This window comes from Falsiroseomonas sp. CW058 (genome assembly GCF_050563535.1).
Taxonomy (GTDB): domain Bacteria; phylum Pseudomonadota; class Alphaproteobacteria; order Acetobacterales; family Acetobacteraceae; genus Falsiroseomonas.
This window is the reverse complement of the sequence record NZ_JBNXUO010000024.1, coordinates 1-20,993: the sequence shown is the minus strand read 5'-3', so window position 1 is coordinate 20,993 and position 20,993 is coordinate 1. Positions and strand designations below refer to the sequence as shown.

Sequence of the window (20,993 nt, the reverse complement as noted above, 5' to 3'; positions counted from 1 at the left end):
GCCGCCGCAAGTGCGGCGAAGCCGAGCGCCGGAGGCGCGCTGGCGCCTGAGGATGAAGTGCGTCAGCACTTCATGAGCCAAGTATCAGAGCATCCGCTCCGACCGTGGCGGCAGGAAGCGGTCGGTGAACATGCTCTCCGCGCTCGGCGGGTTCGCGACGCCGAGCGCCTCCGCATTCACCGCGACGAGCTGCCGCGCGCGTTCCATGTCGAGATGGCCAAGCCCGTTGGCGCGGCTGTTCGGGGTGATGATGGAGCGGTCGCGCGTCATGGCGAAGCGGCGCGCCTCCAGCGCCTCGTCGAACAGCGGCTCGCGCCGCTTCAACGCGGCCATGCCGCCGGGTACGTCGGCCAGCAGCGCCTTCAGCCCGTCGACCGAGGCCCTCACGAAGCGCGCCGCCGCCTCCGGGTTGCGCTCGATCCATTCGGCGCGGGCGAAGACGCCGGAGCCGTAGAGGTCGAGCCCATGCTCGGCGAAGGGCCAGCCGAGGATCTGGTCCTCGGGGATGCCGAGGCCGACGAGGTTGAAGTGGACGGTGAACAGGAAGCCGGACACCGCATCCACCTGGCCGGTCCGCAGCATCGTGTCGCGCAGGTTCGCCGCCATCGAGGTCCAGCGCACAGCCCGCGCATCGATGCCGGCGGCGCGCGCGAAGGCGGGGAACAGCAGGCGGCTTGCCTCGCCTTCCGGTGCGCCGAGGTTCTTGCCGGCCACGTCCTGCGGCCGCTCCATCCCGCGCCCGCGCAGGGTGACGATGGCGGCCGCCGTGCGGTCGAACACCGGGTAGAGCATCACCAGGCGGTTCTGCGGGTTCTCGGCGTTGAACTTCACCGCATTCGCGAAGTCGGCGAAGCCGACATCGTAGGCACCCGATCCCACCTTCACCAGCGCATCGCCCGACCCGAAGCCGCGGTCCATGCGCACGGCAAGCTGTTCGCGGCGGTAGATGCCGCGATCCTCGGCCATTGCCCACATGGCGTGGTTGCCCTGCAGCGCCCAGTCGAGCGTGAAGCGCAGCGCGGTCTGGGCGCGGGCGGTGCGGGCGGCGGGCAGCGCGAGGGCGGCGGCGCCCGCGGCGGCGATCAGGTGGCGACGGTTGAGCATGTGATCCTTCATCTCCTCGGGGGCGTGGCGCGGGACGGCGTGGTCTGCGGACCCGCCGCGGTTCCGCGCCGGGGAAGGGGGAAGCCATCCGCGACGATGCCGATGGCGCGGTCGTGCCGGGCGATGTGCCGCACGGCCGCAGGGCGGGCGCGGATGGCCTCCGCCCGGCCGCCCGCGGCGGCGCGCGGCACACCGGCCCCCACCTGCGGGCGCCGTCCGGACAGGTCCGCCGAGATCAGGAGCGACTTGGACAGCACATCCACCCCTTGGTCGCCGTGACACATGAACCGGACATCCGCACGCCGGACGCCGATGCGCCTGGGGCGAACCATACCCTGGAATCGAAGCCTGTCACCGCCTCGGCCTCACCGAGGTGCAGCGGCGCCTCGCGCAGGTCGGGGCGAGGGCGTGGAAGTCGGTGCGCGCCGGGCCGGTCCGCCCAAGGGCATTGGCCGGGGCGTGCCTTGCAAGCTATCCGGGCATGTCGTGCTCCTCCGCCGTGCAGTCCGGCGCCGCCGGCCATGCCAGGGGCGCGGATGCCGGCCGCCGGCGCGGCAGATGGGCAAGTCCCGTGCCAGCGGCTACGCCCGCCAGCCGTCGCGCCAGTCCTTCAGCCGGTACCAGCCGGTCACCACCGGCATGAACCAGGGCGTGCCGGTGTAGCCGGGCAGCGTCGTCATCGGCAGGCGCGCGAAGGCGGATGCGCGGTTGTCCCCGCCCAGCATCATCCGCGCCGCGACGGTGCCGAGATGCGTCATCGTCACCACCCCGCTGCCGTTGCAGCCCAGCGCGTGGTGCATGCCGTCGCGCAGGCCGACATGGGGCAGCATGTCGAAGGCGAAGGCCACGTTGCCCTTCCAGCCATGGGTGATCCGCACACCCGCGAGCTGCGGGAACAGGTGCAGCAGGTGGCGGTGCAGCCAGCGCGCGCCGATCCGCGGGTCGGTGTCGGACAGGGTTGCGCGGCCGCCGAACAGGATGCGCGTGCCGTCCGGGGAAGGGCGGAAATAGTACAGGATCTTCTTGGTGTCGCCATAGACCCGCAGCTTCGGCAGCAGCGCGCGCACCCGCGCCTCGCCCAGCTCCTCGGTCGCGATCATGTAGCTCGCCACCGGGATCACGCGGCGTCTGTGCCAGGGCGTGGCCCGCCCGGTGTAGCCGTTGGTCGCCACCATCACGTGCCGCGCCCGCACCGTGCCGGCCGAGGTCGCGACCAGGAAGCGCGTCCCGCCGCGGGCGCCGTTCCCTGCGCTCTCCCGTGCGATACCCCCCACGCCCTCGCGGGCGCCTCTCCCCACGCCCTCGCGGGCGCCTCTCCCCACGCCCTCGCGGGCGACGCCCAGCACCTCCACCCCGCCGGCAAGCGTCGCGCCCGCGCGGGCCGCGGCGGCGGCCAGCCCCCGGGTGTAGCGCGCCGGGTGCAGCGCGCCCGCGCGGCGGATCGCGAGGCCGCCATGGTAGTGCGGCGTCCCCAGTTCCTCGGCCAGGCGCGCGCGGGGCAGCAGCTCGGCCCCGCCCGGCTCGGCGCGGTTCAGCATCGCGGCGCGCTTCGCGAGCGTCTCCATCGCGGCGGGCGAATGCGCGCCGACGAAGCGGCCGCAGCAGCGATAGTCGCAGTCTATCCCCTCGCGCGCGACCAGCGCCTCGAAGGCATCGAAGCTCGCCTCCGCCTCCTCCACCATCTCGGCCAGCAGCGCGGCGTCCACCGCCTTCGTCACGTCGGCCTTCGCACGGCCCAGGCTGCCCGCGCCCGACAGCGCGCCGCCGTTGCGCGACGACGCGCCCCAGCCGATCGCCTCGCGGTCCAGCACCAGCGCGGGCATGCCGCCGCGGCCGAGTTCGAGCGCGCAGGACAGCCCGGCGATGCCGCCGCCGATGACCACCGCTTCCGCCTCCTCCGGCAAGGCGTGCGGGGAGGGGGCGGGGGGCGGCGCCTCCTCCCACCACCAGGGGGTGGTGCGGAAGCCGGGGGCGAAGATGGCGTCGTCAGGGTCCATGGTGTCGTGCTCCGCCCCGGGTCATCGCCCGGCCTTCCGTGCCAGGTAGAGGGTCGCGCCCAGCATGATGAGCGTTCCCCACAGCAGGGCCCAGCCCGGCGTCTCGGCGAAGAACAGGACGCCGAAGGCGGCGCTGGCCGGGATCTGAACGTATTCCATCGGCGCGAGCAGCCCGACCGGGGCCCTTCGCGCCGCCCAGGAGGCGCAGAAATCGCCGAGGATGGCGAGCAGCGAACCCGCGACGACCAGCAGCACGGCCGCGGTCGAAGGCGGCTGCCATACCAGCGCGGAGACCGGCCCCCAGACGACCACGCTGGCGATCGCGTACCAGGCCACCACCCGCGCCGGCGGCTCGGTGCCGGAAAGCTGCTTGATGGCGATCAGCACCAGCGCGCCGGAGATGCCGCCCGCCACCGCCGCGGCCGTGCCGGGGTGCAGTTCCCCGCCGATGAGCATGTCGGGCCCGACGATGACCAGCACGCCCGCGAAGCCCACCGCCGCCGCGACCGCGCGGTCCCAGCCGACCCGTTCGCCGAGGAGGAGGAAGGCCAGCGGCAGCGCCCAGAGCGGGCGCGCATGCATGATGGCGACCGCGTCGGCCAGCGGCATCCACAGGATCGCCAGCATGTGCAGCATGAAGCCGCCAAGGCCCGCCGCGCAGCGGAACAGGTGCGCGCCGGGGCGCCGAGTGGCGAGGGTGGCCGGTCCGTTCCGCAGCATCCAGGGCAGCACGACCAGCATCGTGACGACGCCGCGCGCGAAGGGCACCACCGCCACCGGCAGCCCGTCCAGCATCGCGGCGCGGTAGCAGGCGCCCATGGCGCCGAAGAACAGGCAGCACAGGACCATCAGTCCCATCCCGCCCAGCACGCGCCGCGCGTCGCGTGGGGGCGGTGGGGGCGCGGGGTCCATCGCGCGGCAGGCTACGCGCTGCCCGCCGTCAGCGGAAGGCGGGGCCGGCGGGCAGGGCGCGTCACCGCCCCGGGGCGGCCGGCCTCCCGTGCCGGACCCTCAGCGCGTCTCCGACGCCAGCTCGGCCTCGAGTTCCTTGATGCGCGCCATCAGCGTCGTCCGCAGCGTCGGCGAGGCATGCGGCTTGATGCCGGCCAGGGTTTCCTTGAGCTCCGCGATCAGGCGCCGTTTCTCCTGCGGGGAGCGGCGGATCGGGCGGTTGTCGGAGAACTGGCCCTCGTGAGAGCGCATCGCGGTGTTCCTCCCGGCAGGGGTGCTTGGTCCCTCCGGTTAAGGGGCGCGGGCGTCGTCGTCAACGCGCGCGTGGCGCGGGGCTCGGCCGACGACATGCCGCGACGGTCGCATCGGATCCGCCCGTTCCCCCCGGCGCGGGAGATGGCGGGATGGGACTGCGGGTCAGGTGCGGCGGCACCGCCGCCCGCCTGCACGACGCCCCGCGGGTGGCCATGCGGCATCTTGCCTGAACGGGCGCCCCGGCGCAGATAGGCGGGGCCGCGCATGCGGCCACCGCGACCGGGGAGACCACGAAAGATGCCGACCGCCCTCATGCCTTCGCGCCGCGCGGTGCTTCTGGGCGCCGCAGGCGCCCTGGCCGCACCCGTCATGCTGCGCGCCCAGCCCGCGCCCGTGCGGCTCGGCATCCTCCAGCCCGTCACCGGCGCGCTCGCGCAGGACGGCGAATACGGTCGCCTCGGCGCGGAACTGGCGATCCAGGACATCAACGCCTCCGGCGGCATCCGGGCGCTGGGCGGCGCGCAGATCCAGATGGTGTTCGGCGACGCGCGGTCGACCCCCGAAGGCGGCACCGCCGAGGTTGAGCGCATGAACGGCGAGGGCGTGGTGGCCATCGTCGGCGGCTTCGCCAGCCCGATCTGCCTCGCGGCCTCGCAGGCGGCATCGCGCTACGACCTGCCCTATGTGGTCGATGTCGGCGTGTCGGACCAGATCGTGACGCGCGGGCTGCGCAACACCTTCCGCTTCAGCCCGGGCTTCGGCAGCGTCACGCGCGCCGCGCTCGACAACCTCGTCACGCTGAACACCGCGGCGGGGCGGCCCGCGCGCACCGTCGTGGTGGTGCATGAGGACGGGCTGTTCGGGTCCGGCATGGCGCGGCTGATGCAGACGGAACTGCCGAACCGTGGCTTCGAGATACTGGAGACGATCAGCCACCCGACCCCGGCGCGCGACATGTCGAACATCGCGCTGCGCATCCGGTCGCTGAACCCGGACCTGATCATCCCGTCCAGCTACTACGCCGAGTTCGTGCTGCTGAGCCGCACGCTGCAGCAGCGGCGCATCCGGCCGAAGGGCATCTACTGCGTGCTCAACGGCGCCGCGTCCAACTTCCGCTTCGTGCGAGAGTTCCCGGAAGCCGCGAACCTGGTGATGGACGTCAACCACTGGGCCGACCCGCGCAAGCCCAAGACCGCCGAGCTTCGCCGCGCGGTGGAGGCGCAGAACCGCTTCTGGCTCTACAACACGCCGATGAACTACTCGGCCGTGATGCTGGTGGCCGATGCGCTGGAACGCGCGGGCCGCGCCGACCGCGGCGCGGTGATCGAGGCGCTGGCCCGCACCGACGGCAACTTCACCCGCCACGTCATGCCCTATGGCCCGACCCGCTTCGAGAACGGCCAGAACCAGGCGGCGCAGGCGGTGAACACGCAGGTGATCGACAACGACATCAAGGTGATCTTCCCGACGGACTTCGCCGATGCCCGCCCGGTCTTCCCCTGGCCGGCCTGACGCGCCTTGAGGTCCCTACCCCCTGAGATCGTGATGGAGGCCGTGGCGAACGGCCTCCTCACCGGGGCCGTCTACGGGCTGGTGGCGCTGGGGCTGACGCTGGTCTACGGCGTGCTCCACATCATCAACTTCGCCCATGGCGCGCTGCTGACGCTGGCGATGTACGCGGCCTTCGTCGCGTGGTCCGCCTTCGGGCTCGACCCCTATGTGGCGATCATCCCGCTGGTGCCGATCTTCTTCGCGCTTGGCTACGGCGTGCAGCGCCTGGTGATCGGGCCGGCGAGCAGGGGGGACGATTCCAACATCCTGCTGGTCACGCTCGGCCTGTCCATCGTGCTGGAGAACGCGCTGCTGGCGGTCTTCCGCTCCGACACGCTGTCGGTGCAGGTGCCCTACGCGATGGAGGTGGTGGAGGCCGGGCCGATGCTGCTGTCCTTCCCGCGCGTCGTGGGCTTCGGGGTCGCCTTCCTGGTCGCCGCGGTGCTGTTCGTCATCCTGACGATGACCGACACCGGCCGCGCGATCCGCGCGGTGGCGAAGGAACGCACAGGCGCGGCGCTGGTCGGCATCGACGTGAACCATGTCTACGCCGTCACCTTCGGGATCGGCGCGGCCTGCCTGGCGGTGGCGGCCTGCCTGCTGCTGCCCTCCTTCTACGTCAACCCGCGCGTCGGCAACGCCTTCGTGCTGGTGGCCTTCACCATCGTGGTCCTGGGCGGCATGGGCAGCGTGCCGGGCGCGCTCCTGGGCGGGCTGGCGATCGGCGTGGTTGAGAGCCTGTCGGGCCTCTATCTCGGCGACAGCCTCGGGCAGCTCGGCATCTTCGTCATCTTCATCCTGGTGCTGCTGTTCCGGCCGACCGGCCTGTTCGGGGCGAAGGCATGACCGGGCGCGACCTGCTGCCCATCGCCGCCTTTGCCGCGCTGGCGGCGCTGCTGCCGGTCCTCGTCACCGCGGGGACGCTGCTGAACTTCGCGGTCTTCACGCTCATCATCTGCCTTGCGGCGCAGGGGTGGAACATCCTCGGCGGCTATGGCGGGCAGTATTCCTTCGGCCATGCCGCCTTCTTCGGAACCGCGGCCTACGCCACCGCCATCCTGCAGACCCGCTACGGGGTGAACCCCTATGTCGGCTTCGGCATGGGCGTGCTGGCGGCGAGCGCGGTGGGATGGGTGATCGGCTTCCTGTCCTTCCGCTCCGGCCTGCGGGGCAGCTACTTCGCGCTGGTCACGCTCGCCTTCGCCGAGGTGCTGCGCGTGGTGGCCAACGCCACCGAGGTCACCGGCGGCGCGGCCGGGCTGCTCATCCGGCTCGACGTGCGGGCGGGCAACTTCCAGTTCGAATCGCGCGCCGTCTTCTACTGGGTCGCGCTCGGGCTGGTGACGGCGGCGCTGGTCGCGACGCGGGCGCTGGAACGCTCGCGGCTCGGCGCGCAGCTCGTCGCCGTGCGGGAGAACGAGAACGCCGCCCGCGCGCTCGGCGTGGACGCGCTGGCGGTGAAGCTCTCCGCCATCGCGCTGTCGGCCGCGATCACCGGCGCGGCGGGGGCGCTGTACGCGCAGTATTTCCTGTATCTCGACAGCACCATCGCCTACGGCACCTGGATCAGCGTCGAGGCGCTGCTGGCGCCCATCGTCGGGGGCGCGGGGACGGTGTTCGGGCCGGTGCTGGGCGGCATCATCCTGCACAGCCTCAGCGAATTCACCAAGTCGCTCGTCGGCCGCATCCCGGGCGTGGACCTGGTGATCTTCGGCGTGCTGCTGATCCTCGTCGTGCGCTTCCCGCCGCGCGACCTGCCCGGCCTGCTGCGGGGCTGGAGGGCGCGGCGATGAACGGGCGGCCCGCCTTCCTCTCCGTCCAGGGCGTCTCGAAGCGGTTCGGCGGCCTGCTGGCCATCGGCGATGCGGGCTTCGACGTGGCGGAGGGCAGCATCACCGGGCTGATCGGGCCGAACGGCGCGGGCAAGACCACGCTCTTCGCCATCGTCTCCGGCTTCGAGAAGCCGACCACCGGCCGCATCCTGTGGCGGGGAGAGGAGATCACCGGCCGCCCGCCGCACCTGCTGGCGCGGCAGGGCATCGCGCGCACCTTCCAGATCGTGCAGCCCTTCGCGGGGCTGAGCGTGCGGGAGAACATCGCGGTTGGCGCCTTCCTGCGCCATGCGCGGCGCGCCGACGCGATCGCGGCCGCGGAACGCGTGGCGGAGCGCGTGGGGCTGGGGCGGGACCTCGACAAGCCCGCGGCCTCGCTCACCGTCGCGGGGCGCAAGCGCGTCGAGCTCGCCAAGGCGCTGGCGACGGAGCCGCAGCTGCTGCTGCTGGACGAGGTGCTGGCCGGGCTCAACCCGTCGGAGGTCCGCGACATCGTCCCCGTGGTGCGCGCCATCCGCGACGGCGGCGTGACGGTCCTGATGATCGAGCATGTGATGCAGGCGGTGATGAACCTCTGCGACGCGGTGCATGTGCTGGCGCAGGGCCGCATCATCGCCGGCGGCACGCCGGCCGAGGTGGTGGCCGACCCCGCCGTGATCGAGGCCTATCTCGGCCATGGCGCGGCGACGCGGCTCGGCGGGGGCGCCCATGCTTGAGGTGGAGGGGCTGGTCGCGGGCTATGGCCTGACCAGCGTGCTGGAAGGCGTGTCGCTGCAGGTGGGCGCGGGCGAGGTCGTGGCCGTGCTGGGTTCGAACGGCGCGGGCAAGACGACGCTGAACATGGCGATCAGCGGCCTGGTGAAGCCGCGCGCGGGCAGCGTCCGCTTCGAGGGGGCGGAGATCACCGGCCGCAGCCCGGCCGAGATCATGGCCGCGGGCCTCATCCAGGTGCCGGAAGGGCGCAAGATCTTCCCGAACCTTTCCGTGCGGGAGAACCTGGAACTCGGCTCCTACCGCCGGGCGAAGGCGAACCGCGCCCGCAACCTCGACCGCGTCTTCGCCACCTTCCCGCGCCTGCGCGAACGTGTCGGCCAGGCGGCGGGCACGCTTTCGGGCGGGGAGCAGCAGATGCTGGCGATCGGCCGCGGCATGATGGCGGAGCCGCGGCTGCTGATCCTGGACGAACCCTCGCTCGGCCTCTCTCCGCTGCTGGTGGAGGAGATGTTCGCGCTGATCCGCCGCCTGCACGGCGAGGGGCTGGCGATCATGCTGGTCGAGCAGAACGTCGCCCAGTCGCTCGACATCGCCGACCGGGCCTATGTGCTGGAGAACGGGCGCTTCGCGCTGTCCGGCCCCGCCGCGCGGGTGCGCGAGGATCCGGAGCTGAAGCGCGCCTATCTCGGATTGTAGGGGAATGCCGACATGGCCATCGTGACACCGGGCGTCGAGCCGGCCTCCGCGCTGCTCGCGGCGCCGCCCTCGCCCTGGCTGGAGGAGTGGGCCGGCTTCGCCGCGCGCCTGCGCTTCGCGGACCTGCCGGCCGAGGTCGCGGCCCGCGCGCGGCTTGCCCTGCTGGACTGCATCGGCGCGATCGCCGCCGGCGCGCAGGAGGCGGAGGTGCAGGCGCTGGCTGCCCGCATGATCGAACGCGAGGGCGGCGGCGATTCGCCGGTGATCGGCCTGCCGCACGCCGCGCGTCCGGGCACCGCGGCCTTCCTCAACGGCACGTCGGGCACGATGCTGGAACTGGACGAGGGCAACCAGTACGCCCGCGGCCATCCCGCCATCCATGTCGTGCCCGCGCTGCTGGCCGCGCCGCGCGGCGACGGGGCGGCGCTGCTGGTCGCGCTCGCCCTCGGCTACGAGCTGGGCAGCCGCGTCGGGATCGCGTCGAAGCTGAATGTCGCGATGCATCCGCACGGGACCTGGGGCACGCTCGGCGCCGCCATGGGCGTCGCCAAGCTGCACGGCGCCACGGCGGGCGAGATGCGGGCCGTCATCAACATCGCCTCCACGCTCGGCCTCGCCACCTCGCGCCGGACGATGCTGGAGGGAGGGACGGTGCGGAACACCTATTGCGGCGTCTCCAACATGCTCGGCCTGACCGCCTGGGACCTGGCGCGGGCGGGGTTCGAGGGGGAGCGCGACGGCGTCGCGACCATCTTCGGCCATGTCAGCGCGGCCGACTTCCGGCCGGAGGAGATGACCCGCGACCTCGGCGCGCGGTGGGAGGTGGCGCGGAACTACTTCAAGCGCCACGCCGCCTGCCGCTACACGCATGGCGCGCTGGATGCGCTGGGCCTGGTGATGGCGAAGGCCGGGGGGCTGCGGCCGGAGGAGGTGAAGGCGATCGAGGTCGACACCTATGTCTGGGCCGCCCAGCTGGACAGCCCGGCGGCCCCGAACATGCTGGCGGCGAAGTTCTCCATCCCCTTCGCGCTGGCCACCACCATCGCCCATGGCGCGGCCACCGTGCCCGCCTTCCGCGGCCCGGCGCGGGAAGACCCGGCTGTGCAGGCGCTGGCCGCCCGCGTGACGGTGAACGAGGATGCGGCGATGACCGCGCAGCTGCCCGGCCTGCGCCCCGCGCGGCTGCGCGTGACGCTCGCCGACGGCACCGTCCACTCGGCCGAGGTCACGACCAACCGCGGCGACACCGAGGACCCCTACACCGAGGCCGAGGTCCGCGCGAAGTTCCGCGAGCTGGCCGACCCCGTCTACGGCGCCGACCGCGCCCGCGCGATCGAGGAGGCGGCCCTCGCGCTCGGCCCGCACCGCGAGGCCTCCGCCCTGGTGGAGCTGCTGGCCCGATGACGCTCGACCCCGTCACGCTCGCGGTCCTCAAGGGCCGGCTGGAGCAGATCGCGGACGAGATGGACGCGACGCTCTACCGCAGCGCCTTCAACCCCATCATCGCGGAGGCGCGCGACGCCTGCCACGGGCTGTACCACGCCGAGACAGGGGCGACGCTGGTGCAGGGCACCAAGGGCCTGCCGATCTTCGTGGGCGCCATGTCCTTCGCCGTGCAGGCGGTGATCCGGCGCGTGCAGGCCGGCGCGGGGCTGGAGGCCGGGGACACCTTCATCTTCAACGACCCCTACGAGGGCGGCACCCACCTGAACGACTTCCGCCTGGTGCGGCCGATCTTCCGCGAGGGGCGGCTGTTCTGCTGGCTGGCCAGCGTGGGCCACTGGCTCGACATCGGCGGCAACGTGCCGGGCAACTACAATCCCCGCGCGACGGAAAGCCACCAGGAAGGCGTGCGCTTCCCGCCCGTGAAGCTGATCCGCGCCGGCGTGATGCAGCAGGACATCCTCGACATCCTCGCGGCGAACAGCCGGGTGCCGCAGTCGAACTGGGGCGACCTGAACGGCCAGCTCAACGCGCTCGACCTCGGCGAGAAGCGCCTGGCCGGCCTGCTGGACGAACACGGGGAGGCGGTGGTGGACGCCGCCTTCGCCGCGCTGGCGGACCGCGCGGCGGCGCTGATGGAAGCCGAGCTGCGGACGCTGCCCGAGGGCGAATACGCCTTCGAGGACTACCTCGACAACGACGGCGTGACGGACGAACGCCTGACCATCGCGCTCGACATGGTGGTGCGCGACGGGCGGATGAAGCTCGACTTCTCCCGCTCCTCGGCGGCCTGTCTCGGGCCGATCAACATCAGCCAGGCGACGACGGTGGCCGCCTGCTACGTCGCGCTGAAGCACGCCTTCCCGGACGTGCCGGCCAATGCCGGCGTGCTGCGGCCGATCGAGTTCGTCATCCCCGGCACCTCGCTGCTCGGCGTCGGGCCGCCGCGGCCGGTGGCGGGCTACACCGAGACCATCCTGCGGCTGATCGGCGTGATCTTCGGCGCGCTCGGCAAGGCCGTGCCGGGCCGCGCGACGGCGGCGCCCTTCGGCACCATCAACGCGCTGTCGCTGTCCGGCCAGAAGGCGGACGGCACGCGCTGGGTCATGTTCTCCTTCTTCGGCGGCGGGCTCGGCGGCAATCCGGAGAGCGACGGGCTGCACCACGCCAACAACCCGATCTCCACCGCCACCATCCCGCCCGCCGAGATCATGGAGGCGGCCTACCCCGTGATGTTCACGCAATGGGCGCTGCGGCCGGATTCGGGCGGCGCGGGCCAGCACCGCGGCGGCGTGGGCGCGGTCTACGAGATCGAGGCGCTGTCGCCCGGCACGACGGAGGTCGCGCTGCTCGGCGAACGCGGGCGCTACGCGCCCTTCGGCGTCAGCGGCGGGCGGGAAGGCGCGCTGAACCGCTTCGCCTGGCAGGCGCCGGGTGGGTGGGAGATGCCGCCGATGGCGAGCAAGGTTGTCGGCGTGAAGATCGGGGCGGGGCAGCGCATCCGCCTGGAATCGCCCGGCGGCGGCGGCTGGGGCGACCCGAAGGCGCGCCCGCGGGATGCGGTGGCGCGCGACATCCGGCTCGGCTTCGTCAGCGCCGAGGCCGCGCGGCGCGACTATGGATACGAGGCATGACCAGCAAACCGATCGTCGGCGTCGATGTGGGCGGCACCTTCACCGACCTGTTCCTGTTCGACCCCGCGCAGGGCGCCTTCCGCACCGCCAAGGTCCCTTCCAACCGCGGGGACGAGGCGGTGGGCTTCATGGCCGGGCTGCGCGCCCTCGGCGGTCCGGCGGGGTTCGAGGCGATCGTCCACGGCACCACGGTCGGCACCAATGCGCTGCTGGAGCGCAAGGGCTGCCGGCTCGGCGTGATCACCACCGCCGGTTTCCGCGACGTGCTGGAGATGCGCCGGCGCGACCGGCGCAACACCTGGGGGCTGTGGGGCGACTTCCAGCCGGTCACGGAACGCGACCTGCGGCTGGAAGTGCCGGAACGCACGCTGGCGGACGGCACCGTCCACACACCGGTCGACCTGGCGGCGGTCGAGGCGGCGGCGCGCGAACTGCTCGGCCGCGGCGCGGAAGCCTGCGCCATCGTCTTCATCAACGCCTATGCCAACCCGGCCAACGAACGCGCCGCGGCCGCCGCGCTGCGCGCCGTCTGGCCGAACCTGCATGTCAGCGTGTCGAGCGAGATCCTGCCGGAGATCCGGGAGTTCGAGCGCGCCTCCACCACCGGGCTGAACGCCTATCTCCAGCCGGTGGTCGCAAGCTACCTCGGCAAGCTCGAATCCGCGCTGGGCGAGGCGGGGTTCGGCGGGAACTTCCACATCGTGCAGTCGAATGGCGGCATCATGTCCACCGCGACCGCGCGCGGGGTGCCGGTGCGGACCGCGCTGTCCGGGCCGGCCGCGGGCGTGATCGCGGCGGCGGCCATCGCGCGGGCGGCGGGCTTCCCCAACGCCATCACCTGCGACCTCGGCGGCACCAGCTTCGACGTGTCGCTGGTGACGCAGGGGCGGATGGAGCTGGCGGCGCAGGCGACCATCGATTTCGGCCTGGTGATCCGCAGCCCGATGATCGAGATCACGACCATCGGCGCCGGCGGCGGTTCCATCGCGCATGTGGACCGCGGCGGGCTGCTGCAGGTGGGGCCGGAAAGCGCGGGCAGCCGGCCGGGCCCTGTCTGCTACGGCGGGGGCAACACGCGACCGACGCTGACGGATGCGAATGTGGTGCTCGGCCGCATCAACGCGGACCGCCCGATCGGCGGCGCGCTGTCGCGCCTCGATGTCGAAGGCGCGAAGGCGGCCATCGCGGCGCATGTGGGCGACCCGCTCGGCCTCGATCCCATGGCGGCGGCCGAGGCCATCGTGCGCGTCGCCAACGCGAAGATGGCCGGCGCCATCCGCCTCGTCTCCATCGAGCGCGGGCACGACCCGCAGAAATTCGTGGCGCTGCCCTTCGGCGGTGGCGGCGCGCTGCATGTCGGCGCGCTGATCAAGGAGGTCGGGCTCCAGGCCGCGCTGGTGCCGCGCTTCCCGGGCGTGACCAGCGCGCTGGGCTGCGTCATCGCCGATGTGCGCCACGATCAGGTGCGCACGCTGAACCTCTCGCTCGACGGCGTGGACGCGAAGGCGCTCGACGCGCGCATGGTGGAGGAGGCGACGGCGGCCCGGCGGGTGGTGGAGACGGCGGGCCTGCCGGTGGACCGCATCGAGATCCGCTTCGAACTCGACATGCACTATGCCGGCCAGACCCACACGGTGGGCGTGCCGCTGCCGCTGCATGTCGTGAAGGGCAGCACCGGCGTGAGCGAGGCGATCATCCGCAACGCCTTCGAGACCGCCTACCAGACGGCATTCAGCCGCCTGCTGCCGGGCCTGCCCATCCGCATCGTCACGCTGCGGACGGCGGCCATCGGCATCCGGCCGGATTTCGACCTCGCCGCGCTGGCGCCGCCGCCGGGCGCGACGCTGGAAGCCGCCTCGCGCGGGGCGCGGCAGGTCTGGTTCGACGGCGCCTGGCACGCCGCCGCGGTGTGGTCGCGGCTCGACCTGCCGGAGGGCGCGCGGGTGCACGGCCCCGCCATCCTGGAACAGCCGGATGCCACCGTGGTGGTGGACCCGGACCTGGTGGCGCGCGTGGACCGCTTCGGCAACCTCATCATCGAGCGGGAGTGAGTGCGGTGCAGGACACGGCGCTGCTGCTCTGCGACCTGCAGAACGACTTCCTCCACCCGGACGGCGCCTATGGCCGCGCCGGGCAGTCCGCGCCCGCCATCGCGGCGCTGCCCGCGCGCATCCGGCCGCTGGCCGATGCGCTGCGCGCGAAGGGCGGCTGGATCGCCTCGACCCACTTCACCCTGTTCACGGGACGTGACGGCGAACCCCTGATCGACCCGCACCTGAAGAAGTTGCGCCCCTTCCTGCGGAAGGGCGACTTCGCGATGGGCGGGTGGGGGCACCGCGTCGTGGACGAACTCGCCCCCTCGGACCTGCCGGTGGAGAAGGTGGGATACGACGCCTTCTATGCGACGCGGCTGGAATGGATCCTCCGCAAGGTCGGCATCCGCCGGCTGCTGGTGGCGGGCATCGTCACCAATGGCGGCGTCTCCTCCACCGTGCGCGGCGCGCATGTGCGCGAATTCGACGTGACGGTGCTGGAGGATGGCTGCGCCGCCTTCACGCAGGACCTGCACGACACCGCCATCGCTGCGCTGCGCCCTGTCGCCCGCATCAGCACCGTGGCGGCGGAGCTGGCGGCGCTGCGATGACCCGCGCGCGCGTCGTCACCGAAGCCGATCCGACCTTCGAGGCGGAGGTGCCGGTCGCCATCATCGGCGCCGGCGCGGCGGGGCTGACCGCGGCGCTCGCCTGCCGCAGCGGAGGCGTGGAGCCATTGGTGATCGAGCGCGACCCGGTGCCGAGGGGCTCGACCAGCCTCTCGGCCGGGCTGATCCCGGCGGCCGGCACGCGCTTCCAGCGCGAACGCGGCATCGCCGACGACCCTGCCACCTTCGCCGCAGACATCCAGCGCAAGGCGCATGGCCGGGCCGACCCCGCGACCGTCGACCTCGTCGCCCGCAGCGCGGCGCCCACCGTCGAATGGCTGGCGGACAGCTTCGGCCTGCCCTTCAGCGTCGTGCACGACTTCGACTATCCCGGCCACGCGAACCGCCGGATGCACGGGCTGCCGAGCCGCAGCGGCGCGGAGCTGATCGACCGGCTGCGCAGCGCGGCGGAAGCCGCCGCGGTCCCGCTGCTGACGGAGGCGCACGCCACCACCCTCGTCGCCGATCCCGCCGGGCGCATCCGCGGCCTGGTCGTCGAGCGCCCGGACGGCAGCGCGGAACGCATCAGCGCGGGGGCGGTCGTGCTCGCCTGCTGCGGCTACGGCGCCAACAAGGACCTGGTCCGCCGCTACATCCCCGCCCTCGCGGATGCCGTCTATTTCGGCCATCCGGGCAACGAGGGCGAGGCGGTGCTTTGGGGCGAGGCGCTCGGCGCCGCGCTGCGCGACATGACGGGGCACCAGGGCCATGGCTCGGTGGCGCATCCGCAGGGCATCCTCGTCTCCTGGGCGGTCATCATGGAAGGTGGCTTCCAGGTGAATGCCGAGGGGCGGCGCTTCTGGAACGAGGGCAGCGGCTATTCCGAGGCCGGGGTCGCCGTGCTGTCCCAGCCCGGTGGCGTCGCCTGGGACATCTTCGACGCCCGCATCGCCGGCATCGCCCGGCAGTTCGAGGATTTCCGCCAAGCCGAGGCGCAGGGCGCCATCCTCTCCGCGGCGACGCCGGAGGAACTGGCGGCGAAGGCCAGGCTGCCGGCCGAGGCGCTGGCCGCGACGCTGGCGGAGGTGGAGCGGCTGAAGCTTGGCGCCGCCCGCGATTCCTTCGGGCGGGACTGGTCGCGCGCCGCGCCGCTCGCCGCGCCCTATCGCGCGGTGCGGGTGACGGGCGCGCTGTTCCACAGCCAGGGCGGGCTCGCCATCGACGGCGCGGCGCGCGTCCGGCTCGCGGCCGGCGGCGTGGTGCCGAACCTCTTCGCCGCGGGCGGCGCCGCCTGTGGCGTCAGCGGGCCGGAGGCATCGGGCTACCTGTCCGGCAACGGCCTGCTGACCGCCGTGACGCTGGGGCGGATCGCGGGGCAGGGGGCTGCGGCCCTCGCAGGGGAATAGGGACGGACCTCCATGGACCAGTACGGCATCGGCCAGCCCGTGCGACGCAAGGAGGACCGGCGCCTCCTCACCGGCGGCGGGCTCTACACCGACGACATCGACCTGCCGGGGCAGGCGCATCTGGCGATCCTGCGCTCGCCGCACGCCCATGCGCGGATCCGGTCGCTGAATGTCGAGCCCGCCCGCGCCGCCCCGGGCGTGGCGCTGGTGCTCACCGGGCATGACGCGGCGGCGGACGGCCTCGGCCTGTTCCCGCTGCAGGTCGAGGTCGCGCCCATGCCCGGCACGCCGCCGCTCTACGCCCCGCCGCGCGCCATCCTCCAGACCGAGGCCGTGCGCTTCGTCGGCGACCCGGTCGTGGCGGTGGTGGCCGAGACCCGCGCCCAGGCGCTCGACGCGCTGGAACTGGTCGAGATCGAGTACGAGCCGCTGCCGGCCGTGACCGAGACGGCCCGCGCGCTGGACGCGGATGCGCCGGTGATCTGGCCGGAACGCGGCAGCAACCTATGCGTGCTTTGGACCAATGGTCGCAAGGAACAGACGGATGCGGCCTTCGCGCGCGCGCATCTCGTCGCGCAGGTGGACCTGGTGCAGAACCGCGTCATCGGCAACCCGATGGAGCCGCGGGTGGCCATCGGCCAGTGGGACGCGGCGCGCGAACGCTACGACCTGACCAGCCCGACCCAGGGCGTGATCCGCGTGCGGGAAGGGCTGGCGAAATACATCTTCGACGTCCCGCTGGAGAAGGTGCGCGTCGTCTCGCCCGATGTCGGCGGCGGCTTCGGCCTGCGCGGCAAGCTGTTCCCGGAATCCGCCATGGTGCTCTGGGCGGCGCGCAGGCTCGGTCGCCCCGTCAAGTGGCGCGCGGACCGCGCGGAGACGATCGTGTCCGACCCGCATGGCCGGGACCACGTCACCCATGCCGAGATGGCCTTCGACGCGCAGGGCAAGGCGCTCGGCCTCCGCGTCCGCAGCGTCGCTGCGATGGGCGCCTACCTGTTCGACTTCGGCCCGCGCATCCCCACCATCGCGGGCGCGCGCATCGCCGGCACGGTCTATGACCTGCAGGACGTCAACATGGAGGTGAAGTGCGTCTTCACCAACACCGTGCCGACGGATGCCTATCGCGGCGCGGGACGGCCCGAGATCGCCTACACCATCGAACGCCTGCTCGACATCGGCGCGCTCCGGCTCGGCCTGACGAAGGACGAGATCCGGCGGCGCAACTACATCCCGGCCGACCGGATGCCCTACACCAACTGCGTCGGCAACGTGCTGGACAGCGGCGATTTCGCCGGCACCCAGGCCATGGCGCTGGACCTGGCCGACTGGCAGGGGTTCGAGGCGCGGCGGGAGGACAGCCGCCGCCGCGGCCTGCTGCGCGGCCGGGGCATCGGCTACTTCATCGAGGCATCGGGCGGGCAGCCGCAGGAATGGGCGCGGCTGGTGATGACGCCGGAGGGCAAGGCCCGCCTGCATGTCGGCACCTTCAGCCACGGCCAGGGGCACGAGACGGCCTTCGCGCAAATCGTCCATGCCCGCCTCGGCATCCCGTTCGAGGATGTGGAGCTGGTGCAGGGCGACACGGACACGGTGGAACAGGGCTTCGGCACCGGCGGGTCGCGCTCCTCCCAGATGGGGGGCGTCGCGACCTCGATGGCGTCGGAAGCGGTGCTGGCCAAGGCAAAGCGCATCGCCGCGCATCTGCTGGAGGCGGGCGTCGCCGACATCGAGTTCCATGCCGGCCGCTTCACGGTGGCGGGCACCGACCTCGGCGTGGACTGGGCGCGGGTCGCCGCCGCCGCCGCGCAGGGCCCCTTGCCGGAAGGCGAGGCGCCGGGCCTCGACGAACGCGTGCTCTACAAGCGCAGCACCGAATGCAACTTCCCGAATGGCTGCCACGTCGCGGAGGTCGAGATCGACCCCGAGACCGGGCGGCTGGAGGTGGTGCGCTATGCCGCCGTCGACGATGTGGGCCGCGTCATCAACCCGCTGCTGGTGCATGGCCAGTCGCATGGCGGCATCGCGCAGGGGCTGGGCCAGGCGGTGCTGGAGGATGCGCGCTACGACCCGGAGAGCGGCCAGTTCCTGACCGCCACCTTCCAGGACTACGCGATGCCGCGCGCGGGGGACATGCCGGACCTGGCCGTGGACTTCCACGAGGTGCCGACGCCGATCAACGAACTCGGCGTGAAGGGCGCGGGCGAGGGCGGGGCCTGCGGCGCGCCGCCCGCCATCGTCAGCGCCGCCTGCGACGCGCTCGGCGTGGAACACCTGGACATGCCGCTGACGCCGGAGAGGGTGTGGCGGGTGCTGGCGGCAGGCTGATACTGACCGGCGTGAATGCTGACACATTCACGCCCCTCAGACGCCGGGCGGGCCGCATCCGCGGCCCTTGGCTTCGCCGCAGATGCGGCGGCCGCCATCCGGCGGCTCGGCGGGCTTGGCCCGCCGCCATCGGATCACCTTCAACGCCGGCCGGTATGACACGCGGCGGGGCGGGGATGCGGCCGCATCCCCGCCACGTCCTGCCGGGTTCAGGCGCCCGGCAGGATCGGCGCGTTGGTGATGTGGAAGATGCCGTCGCTGGCCAGCACGTCGGCGCGGGTGATCGCCACGGCGCCGCGGTTCGGCTGCACCGGCGCGCCGTCGCGCACCACGTTCGCCGTGCGCGGTCCGGTCGGCGTCACCAGCACGCGGCCGCGGTCCCAGGTGTTCACCTGGCCGCGGCGCGCCTGGATCTCATTCAGGCGAAGCAGGTTCCACGCGGCATTCGCGTTCACCAGCTGCGCCGCCGCGGCGCGCTGCTCCGCGCTCGGGTTCGCGGGCGGGTTATCGAGCACGGCCAGCAGCGGCGCGGGCAGGCCAGCCAGCGCCTCGTTGGTCGGCGCGAACAGCGTCACCGCGCCGTTGGCGCGGCCGAGCCGGCTGGTCTGGCCGCTGACGACCAGCGCGTTCACGAAGCGCGAATGCTCCGGCTTGGAACGCAGCAGCGTCAGGATGTCGATGGTGCCGTCCTCGGGGATGACCCGGGGCGGGGCGGGGGTCTGACAGGCGGCGAGCAGCAGCGTCAGGCCACCGGCCCCCAGCGCAAGGCGTCGCGAGATCACGGGCAGGTCCTTCCGGTCATGCGCGGGCGCGGGCGCCCGGCGTCGTATCGCGCGACGCTGTTAGCCGCCCTGCGCGGAGGCGTCCAGGGCGGCGCGGTCGGCGTTACGGCGCCGCCGTCTCCGGCGCGATCCCGTCCGGCTCCAGCACCACCACCGGTTCTCCGTTGCCCAGCACGCCGACGCCGCCCAGCGCCGGCAGGGCGGCGAGCCCGGGGTGCAGCGGGCGCAGCAGCAGGTCGGTCCGGCGCTGCACGCGGTCCACGACCAGCCCGAAGGAACGTCCCGCGGATTTGAGCAGCACCGTCGTGCCACGCGCGGCATGGCCCGCGATGCCGAGGACGTCGGCCAGCGCCACCACCTCGCATCCCGCCCCGGCGCCGGCTTCCAGCACCGCCTCGACCCGGGCCGCCGGCAGGGCGTAGGCGCGGCCGGCGAGTTCCACCAGCAGCACCGGCTGCACCGCCGCCGTCAGCGGCAGGCGCAGGGTGAAGGAGGTGCCCTGCCCGGGCCGGCTCGCGATCTCCACCGTCCCGCCGGCGCGGCGCACGGCATCCTGCACCACGTCGAGCCCGACGCCGCGGCCGGACGTCTCGGTCACCGCCTCGGCGGTCGAGAAGCCGGGGCGGAACAGCAGCGCATGCACCTCCTCCTCGCCCAGCCGCGCCGCCTGTTCGGCCGTGACCAGCCCGCGGGAGACGGCGCGGGAGAGCACCCTGGCGCGATCGATCCCCCGCCCGTCGTCGGACACGCGCACCCGCACCTGTCCCGTGCGCCGCGCGGCGGAGACGCGCAGCACCGCGTGGCGGGGCTTACCCGCGGCCAGCCGCGCCTCCGGCGGCTCGATCCCGTGGTCCACCGCGTTGCGGGTCAGGTGCAGCAGGGGGTCGGCCAGCATCTCCACCAGGCTGCGGTCGATCGTGACCTCCTCCCCCTCCAGCAGCAGCTCGACCTCCTTGCCCGAGGCGCCGGCCACGGCGCGGACCACCCGCGGCAGGCGCGCGAACAGGGTGCCCACGGGCACGACGCGCAGTTCCATCACCGCGTCGTCCAGCCGGCGCATCCCCACCGCCAGCCGGTTCTCGGCGCGCTCCAGCGCCTCCTGCATGGCGCGCAGCCGGCGCAGCACGGCGCCGACCTCGCGCGCGAGCCCGCCTGCCATGCGGCGTTCCAGCCCGGCCAGTGTCGTGATCGCCTCCGCCCCGCCGCCCTCGTCCAGCGCCTCGGCGAGGGCGAGCGACGCCGCGCGCACCTCCGCCTCCAGCGCGATGATCTGGTCGATCGTCTCCTGCCGGACGCGCATGGTGACCGGCGCGGCGCGGCCGGCCTGCGCGGCTTCCTGCGCCGCGGCCTCCACGGGGGCGAGGTCGAGCACGACGCGCCGCGCCGGGTCGGCCGCGGTCAGCGCGCGCGACAGCGCCTCGATCCCGGCGGGGCCGGCCACCAGCATGTCGAGATGGGAGGGATCGCCGTCGAGCCGCGTGCGGCTGGTCAGCACCTCCGCCTCGGCGGCGAGCGCGGCGGCCACGGCGGCCTCGGCCTCCGGCGGCACCAGCGTCGCCATCCGCAGGCGGTACAGCGCGCGGCCGGCATCGAGCGCCGCGACCACCCGCCGCCGCCCCTCGGCGCCCAGCAGCCCCGCGAAGGCGGCCGGGATGCGCG

General features: G+C 73.3%; 18 protein-coding genes. 11 read left to right on the top strand and 7 right to left on the bottom strand.

What is annotated here, in order from left to right; translation table 11 throughout:
* Positions 1 to 84: 84 nt before the first annotated feature.
* The 5 genes from ACK8OX_RS17980 to ACK8OX_RS17960 all read right to left on the bottom strand — a co-directional run bounded on the left by ACK8OX_RS17980 (position 85) and on the right by ACK8OX_RS17960 (position 4,304).
* Positions 85 to 1,104, bottom strand: coding sequence for an ABC transporter substrate-binding protein (locus ACK8OX_RS17980; protein ID WP_430665608.1), 1,020 nt, complete (start codon positions 1,102 to 1,104; stop codon positions 85 to 87).
* Positions 1,105 to 1,112: 8 nt separating this feature from the next.
* Positions 1,113 to 1,388 carry a hypothetical protein gene (locus ACK8OX_RS17975; RefSeq protein WP_430665607.1) on the bottom strand — a complete coding sequence of 92 codons (276 nt, stop codon included), beginning with the start codon at positions 1,386 to 1,388 and terminating at the stop codon, positions 1,113 to 1,115.
* 297 nt (positions 1,389 to 1,685) lie between these two features.
* Positions 1,686 to 3,101 (bottom strand): NAD(P)/FAD-dependent oxidoreductase, encoded by a 1,416-nt coding sequence (locus ACK8OX_RS17970; RefSeq protein ID WP_430665606.1) that lies wholly within the window; start codon positions 3,099 to 3,101, stop codon positions 1,686 to 1,688.
* 21 nt (positions 3,102 to 3,122) lie between these two features.
* Positions 3,123 to 4,013 carry a DMT family transporter gene (locus ACK8OX_RS17965; RefSeq protein WP_430665605.1) on the bottom strand — a complete coding sequence of 297 codons (891 nt, stop codon included), beginning with the start codon at positions 4,011 to 4,013 and terminating at the stop codon, positions 3,123 to 3,125.
* 99 nt (positions 4,014 to 4,112) lie between these two features.
* Positions 4,113 to 4,304 carry a hypothetical protein gene (locus tag ACK8OX_RS17960; protein WP_430665604.1) on the bottom strand — a complete coding sequence of 64 codons (192 nt, stop codon included), beginning with the start codon at positions 4,302 to 4,304 and terminating at the stop codon, positions 4,113 to 4,115.
* 300 nt (positions 4,305 to 4,604) lie between these two features.
* Between ACK8OX_RS17960 and ACK8OX_RS17955 the strand changes: the two genes are divergently transcribed.
* The 11 genes from ACK8OX_RS17955 to ACK8OX_RS17905 are packed head-to-tail and all read left to right on the top strand — an operon-like array spanning position 4,605 to position 18,552.
* Entirely contained in the window at positions 4,605 to 5,819 is a 1,215-nt protein-coding gene (locus ACK8OX_RS17955; RefSeq protein WP_430665603.1) for an ABC transporter substrate-binding protein, read from the top strand.
* Between the two features lie 33 nt (positions 5,820 to 5,852).
* Entirely contained in the window at positions 5,853 to 6,704 is an 852-nt protein-coding gene (locus tag ACK8OX_RS17950) for a branched-chain amino acid ABC transporter permease (protein ID WP_430665602.1), read from the top strand.
* Complete coding sequence (locus tag ACK8OX_RS17945; RefSeq protein WP_430665601.1) at positions 6,701 to 7,651, top strand: branched-chain amino acid ABC transporter permease; 951 nt, start codon at positions 6,701 to 6,703, stop codon at positions 7,649 to 7,651. The genes ACK8OX_RS17950 and ACK8OX_RS17945 overlap by 4 nt, the downstream gene beginning before the upstream one ends.
* Entirely contained in the window at positions 7,648 to 8,406 is a 759-nt protein-coding gene (locus ACK8OX_RS17940; protein ID WP_430665600.1) for an ABC transporter ATP-binding protein, read from the top strand. The genes ACK8OX_RS17945 and ACK8OX_RS17940 overlap by 4 nt, the downstream gene beginning before the upstream one ends.
* Positions 8,399 to 9,100 carry an ABC transporter ATP-binding protein gene (locus ACK8OX_RS17935; RefSeq protein WP_430665599.1) on the top strand — a complete coding sequence of 234 codons (702 nt, stop codon included), beginning with the start codon at positions 8,399 to 8,401 and terminating at the stop codon, positions 9,098 to 9,100. The genes ACK8OX_RS17940 and ACK8OX_RS17935 overlap by 8 nt, the downstream gene beginning before the upstream one ends.
* Positions 9,101 to 9,112: 12 nt before the next feature.
* On the top strand, positions 9,113 to 10,504 hold the full coding sequence (locus tag ACK8OX_RS17930) for an MmgE/PrpD family protein (RefSeq protein WP_430665598.1): 1,392 nt from the start codon (positions 9,113 to 9,115) through the stop codon (positions 10,502 to 10,504).
* Positions 10,501 to 12,177: a hydantoinase B/oxoprolinase family protein gene (locus ACK8OX_RS17925; RefSeq protein WP_430665597.1), complete on the top strand. Its 1,677-nt coding sequence runs from the start codon at positions 10,501 to 10,503 to the stop codon at positions 12,175 to 12,177. Before ACK8OX_RS17930 ends, ACK8OX_RS17925 begins: the two co-directional genes overlap by 4 nt.
* A complete protein-coding gene (locus ACK8OX_RS17920; RefSeq protein ID WP_430665596.1) occupies positions 12,174 to 14,228 on the top strand; it encodes a hydantoinase/oxoprolinase family protein in 2,055 nt (684 codons plus the stop codon). The genes ACK8OX_RS17925 and ACK8OX_RS17920 overlap by 4 nt, the downstream gene beginning before the upstream one ends.
* Positions 14,225 to 14,821, top strand: a complete 597-nt coding sequence (locus ACK8OX_RS17915; RefSeq protein WP_430665595.1) for a cysteine hydrolase — start codon at positions 14,225 to 14,227, stop codon at positions 14,819 to 14,821. The genes ACK8OX_RS17920 and ACK8OX_RS17915 overlap by 4 nt, the downstream gene beginning before the upstream one ends.
* On the top strand, positions 14,818 to 16,224 hold the full coding sequence (locus ACK8OX_RS17910) for an FAD-dependent oxidoreductase (RefSeq protein WP_430665594.1): 1,407 nt from the start codon (positions 14,818 to 14,820) through the stop codon (positions 16,222 to 16,224). Before ACK8OX_RS17915 ends, ACK8OX_RS17910 begins: the two co-directional genes overlap by 4 nt.
* Positions 16,225 to 16,236: 12 nt before the next feature.
* Positions 16,237 to 18,552: a xanthine dehydrogenase family protein molybdopterin-binding subunit gene (locus tag ACK8OX_RS17905; RefSeq protein WP_430665593.1), complete on the top strand. Its 2,316-nt coding sequence runs from the start codon at positions 16,237 to 16,239 to the stop codon at positions 18,550 to 18,552.
* A gap of 209 nt (positions 18,553 to 18,761) precedes the next feature.
* On the opposite strand, the gene ACK8OX_RS17900 is transcribed toward ACK8OX_RS17905, so the two are convergent.
* Both ACK8OX_RS17900 and ACK8OX_RS17895 read right to left on the bottom strand, forming a co-directional pair.
* The gene (locus ACK8OX_RS17900; protein WP_430665592.1) at positions 18,762 to 19,334 is read right to left on the bottom strand and encodes a fasciclin domain-containing protein; all 573 of its coding nucleotides are present in this window, start codon (positions 19,332 to 19,334) and stop codon (positions 18,762 to 18,764) included.
* 103 nt (positions 19,335 to 19,437) lie between these two features.
* Positions 19,438 to 20,993, bottom strand: a 1,556-nt coding sequence (locus tag ACK8OX_RS17895) for a chemotaxis protein CheA (protein WP_430665591.1), incomplete at its 5' end; no start/stop codon positions are given.

Excerpts from the sequence above, each read along its gene's own strand:
- ACK8OX_RS17980 (WP_430665608.1), bottom strand. The coding sequence starts at position 1,104 with ATGCTCAACCGTCGCCACCTGATCGCCGCCGCGGGCGCCGCCGCCCTC.
- ACK8OX_RS17975 (WP_430665607.1), bottom strand. The coding sequence starts at position 1,388 with ATGTGTCACGGCGACCAAGGGGTGGATGTGCTGTCCAAGTCGCTCCTG.
- ACK8OX_RS17970 (WP_430665606.1), bottom strand. The coding sequence starts at position 3,101 with ATGGACCCTGACGACGCCATCTTCGCCCCCGGCTTCCGCACCACCCCC.
- ACK8OX_RS17965 (WP_430665605.1), bottom strand. The coding sequence starts at position 4,013 with ATGGACCCCGCGCCCCCACCGCCCCCACGCGACGCGCGGCGCGTGCTG.
- ACK8OX_RS17960 (WP_430665604.1), bottom strand. The coding sequence starts at position 4,304 with ATGCGCTCTCACGAGGGCCAGTTCTCCGACAACCGCCCGATCCGCCGC.
- ACK8OX_RS17955 (WP_430665603.1), top strand. The coding sequence starts at position 4,605 with ATGCCGACCGCCCTCATGCCTTCGCGCCGCGCGGTGCTTCTGGGCGCC.
- ACK8OX_RS17950 (WP_430665602.1), top strand. The coding sequence starts at position 5,853 with ATGGAGGCCGTGGCGAACGGCCTCCTCACCGGGGCCGTCTACGGGCTG.
- ACK8OX_RS17945 (WP_430665601.1), top strand. The coding sequence starts at position 6,701 with ATGACCGGGCGCGACCTGCTGCCCATCGCCGCCTTTGCCGCGCTGGCG.
- ACK8OX_RS17940 (WP_430665600.1), top strand. The coding sequence starts at position 7,648 with ATGAACGGGCGGCCCGCCTTCCTCTCCGTCCAGGGCGTCTCGAAGCGG.
- ACK8OX_RS17935 (WP_430665599.1), top strand. The coding sequence starts at position 8,399 with ATGCTTGAGGTGGAGGGGCTGGTCGCGGGCTATGGCCTGACCAGCGTG.
- ACK8OX_RS17930 (WP_430665598.1), top strand. The coding sequence starts at position 9,113 with ATGGCCATCGTGACACCGGGCGTCGAGCCGGCCTCCGCGCTGCTCGCG.
- ACK8OX_RS17925 (WP_430665597.1), top strand. The coding sequence starts at position 10,501 with ATGACGCTCGACCCCGTCACGCTCGCGGTCCTCAAGGGCCGGCTGGAG.
- ACK8OX_RS17920 (WP_430665596.1), top strand. The coding sequence starts at position 12,174 with ATGACCAGCAAACCGATCGTCGGCGTCGATGTGGGCGGCACCTTCACC.
- ACK8OX_RS17910 (WP_430665594.1), top strand. The coding sequence starts at position 14,818 with ATGACCCGCGCGCGCGTCGTCACCGAAGCCGATCCGACCTTCGAGGCG.
- ACK8OX_RS17905 (WP_430665593.1), top strand. The coding sequence starts at position 16,237 with ATGGACCAGTACGGCATCGGCCAGCCCGTGCGACGCAAGGAGGACCGG.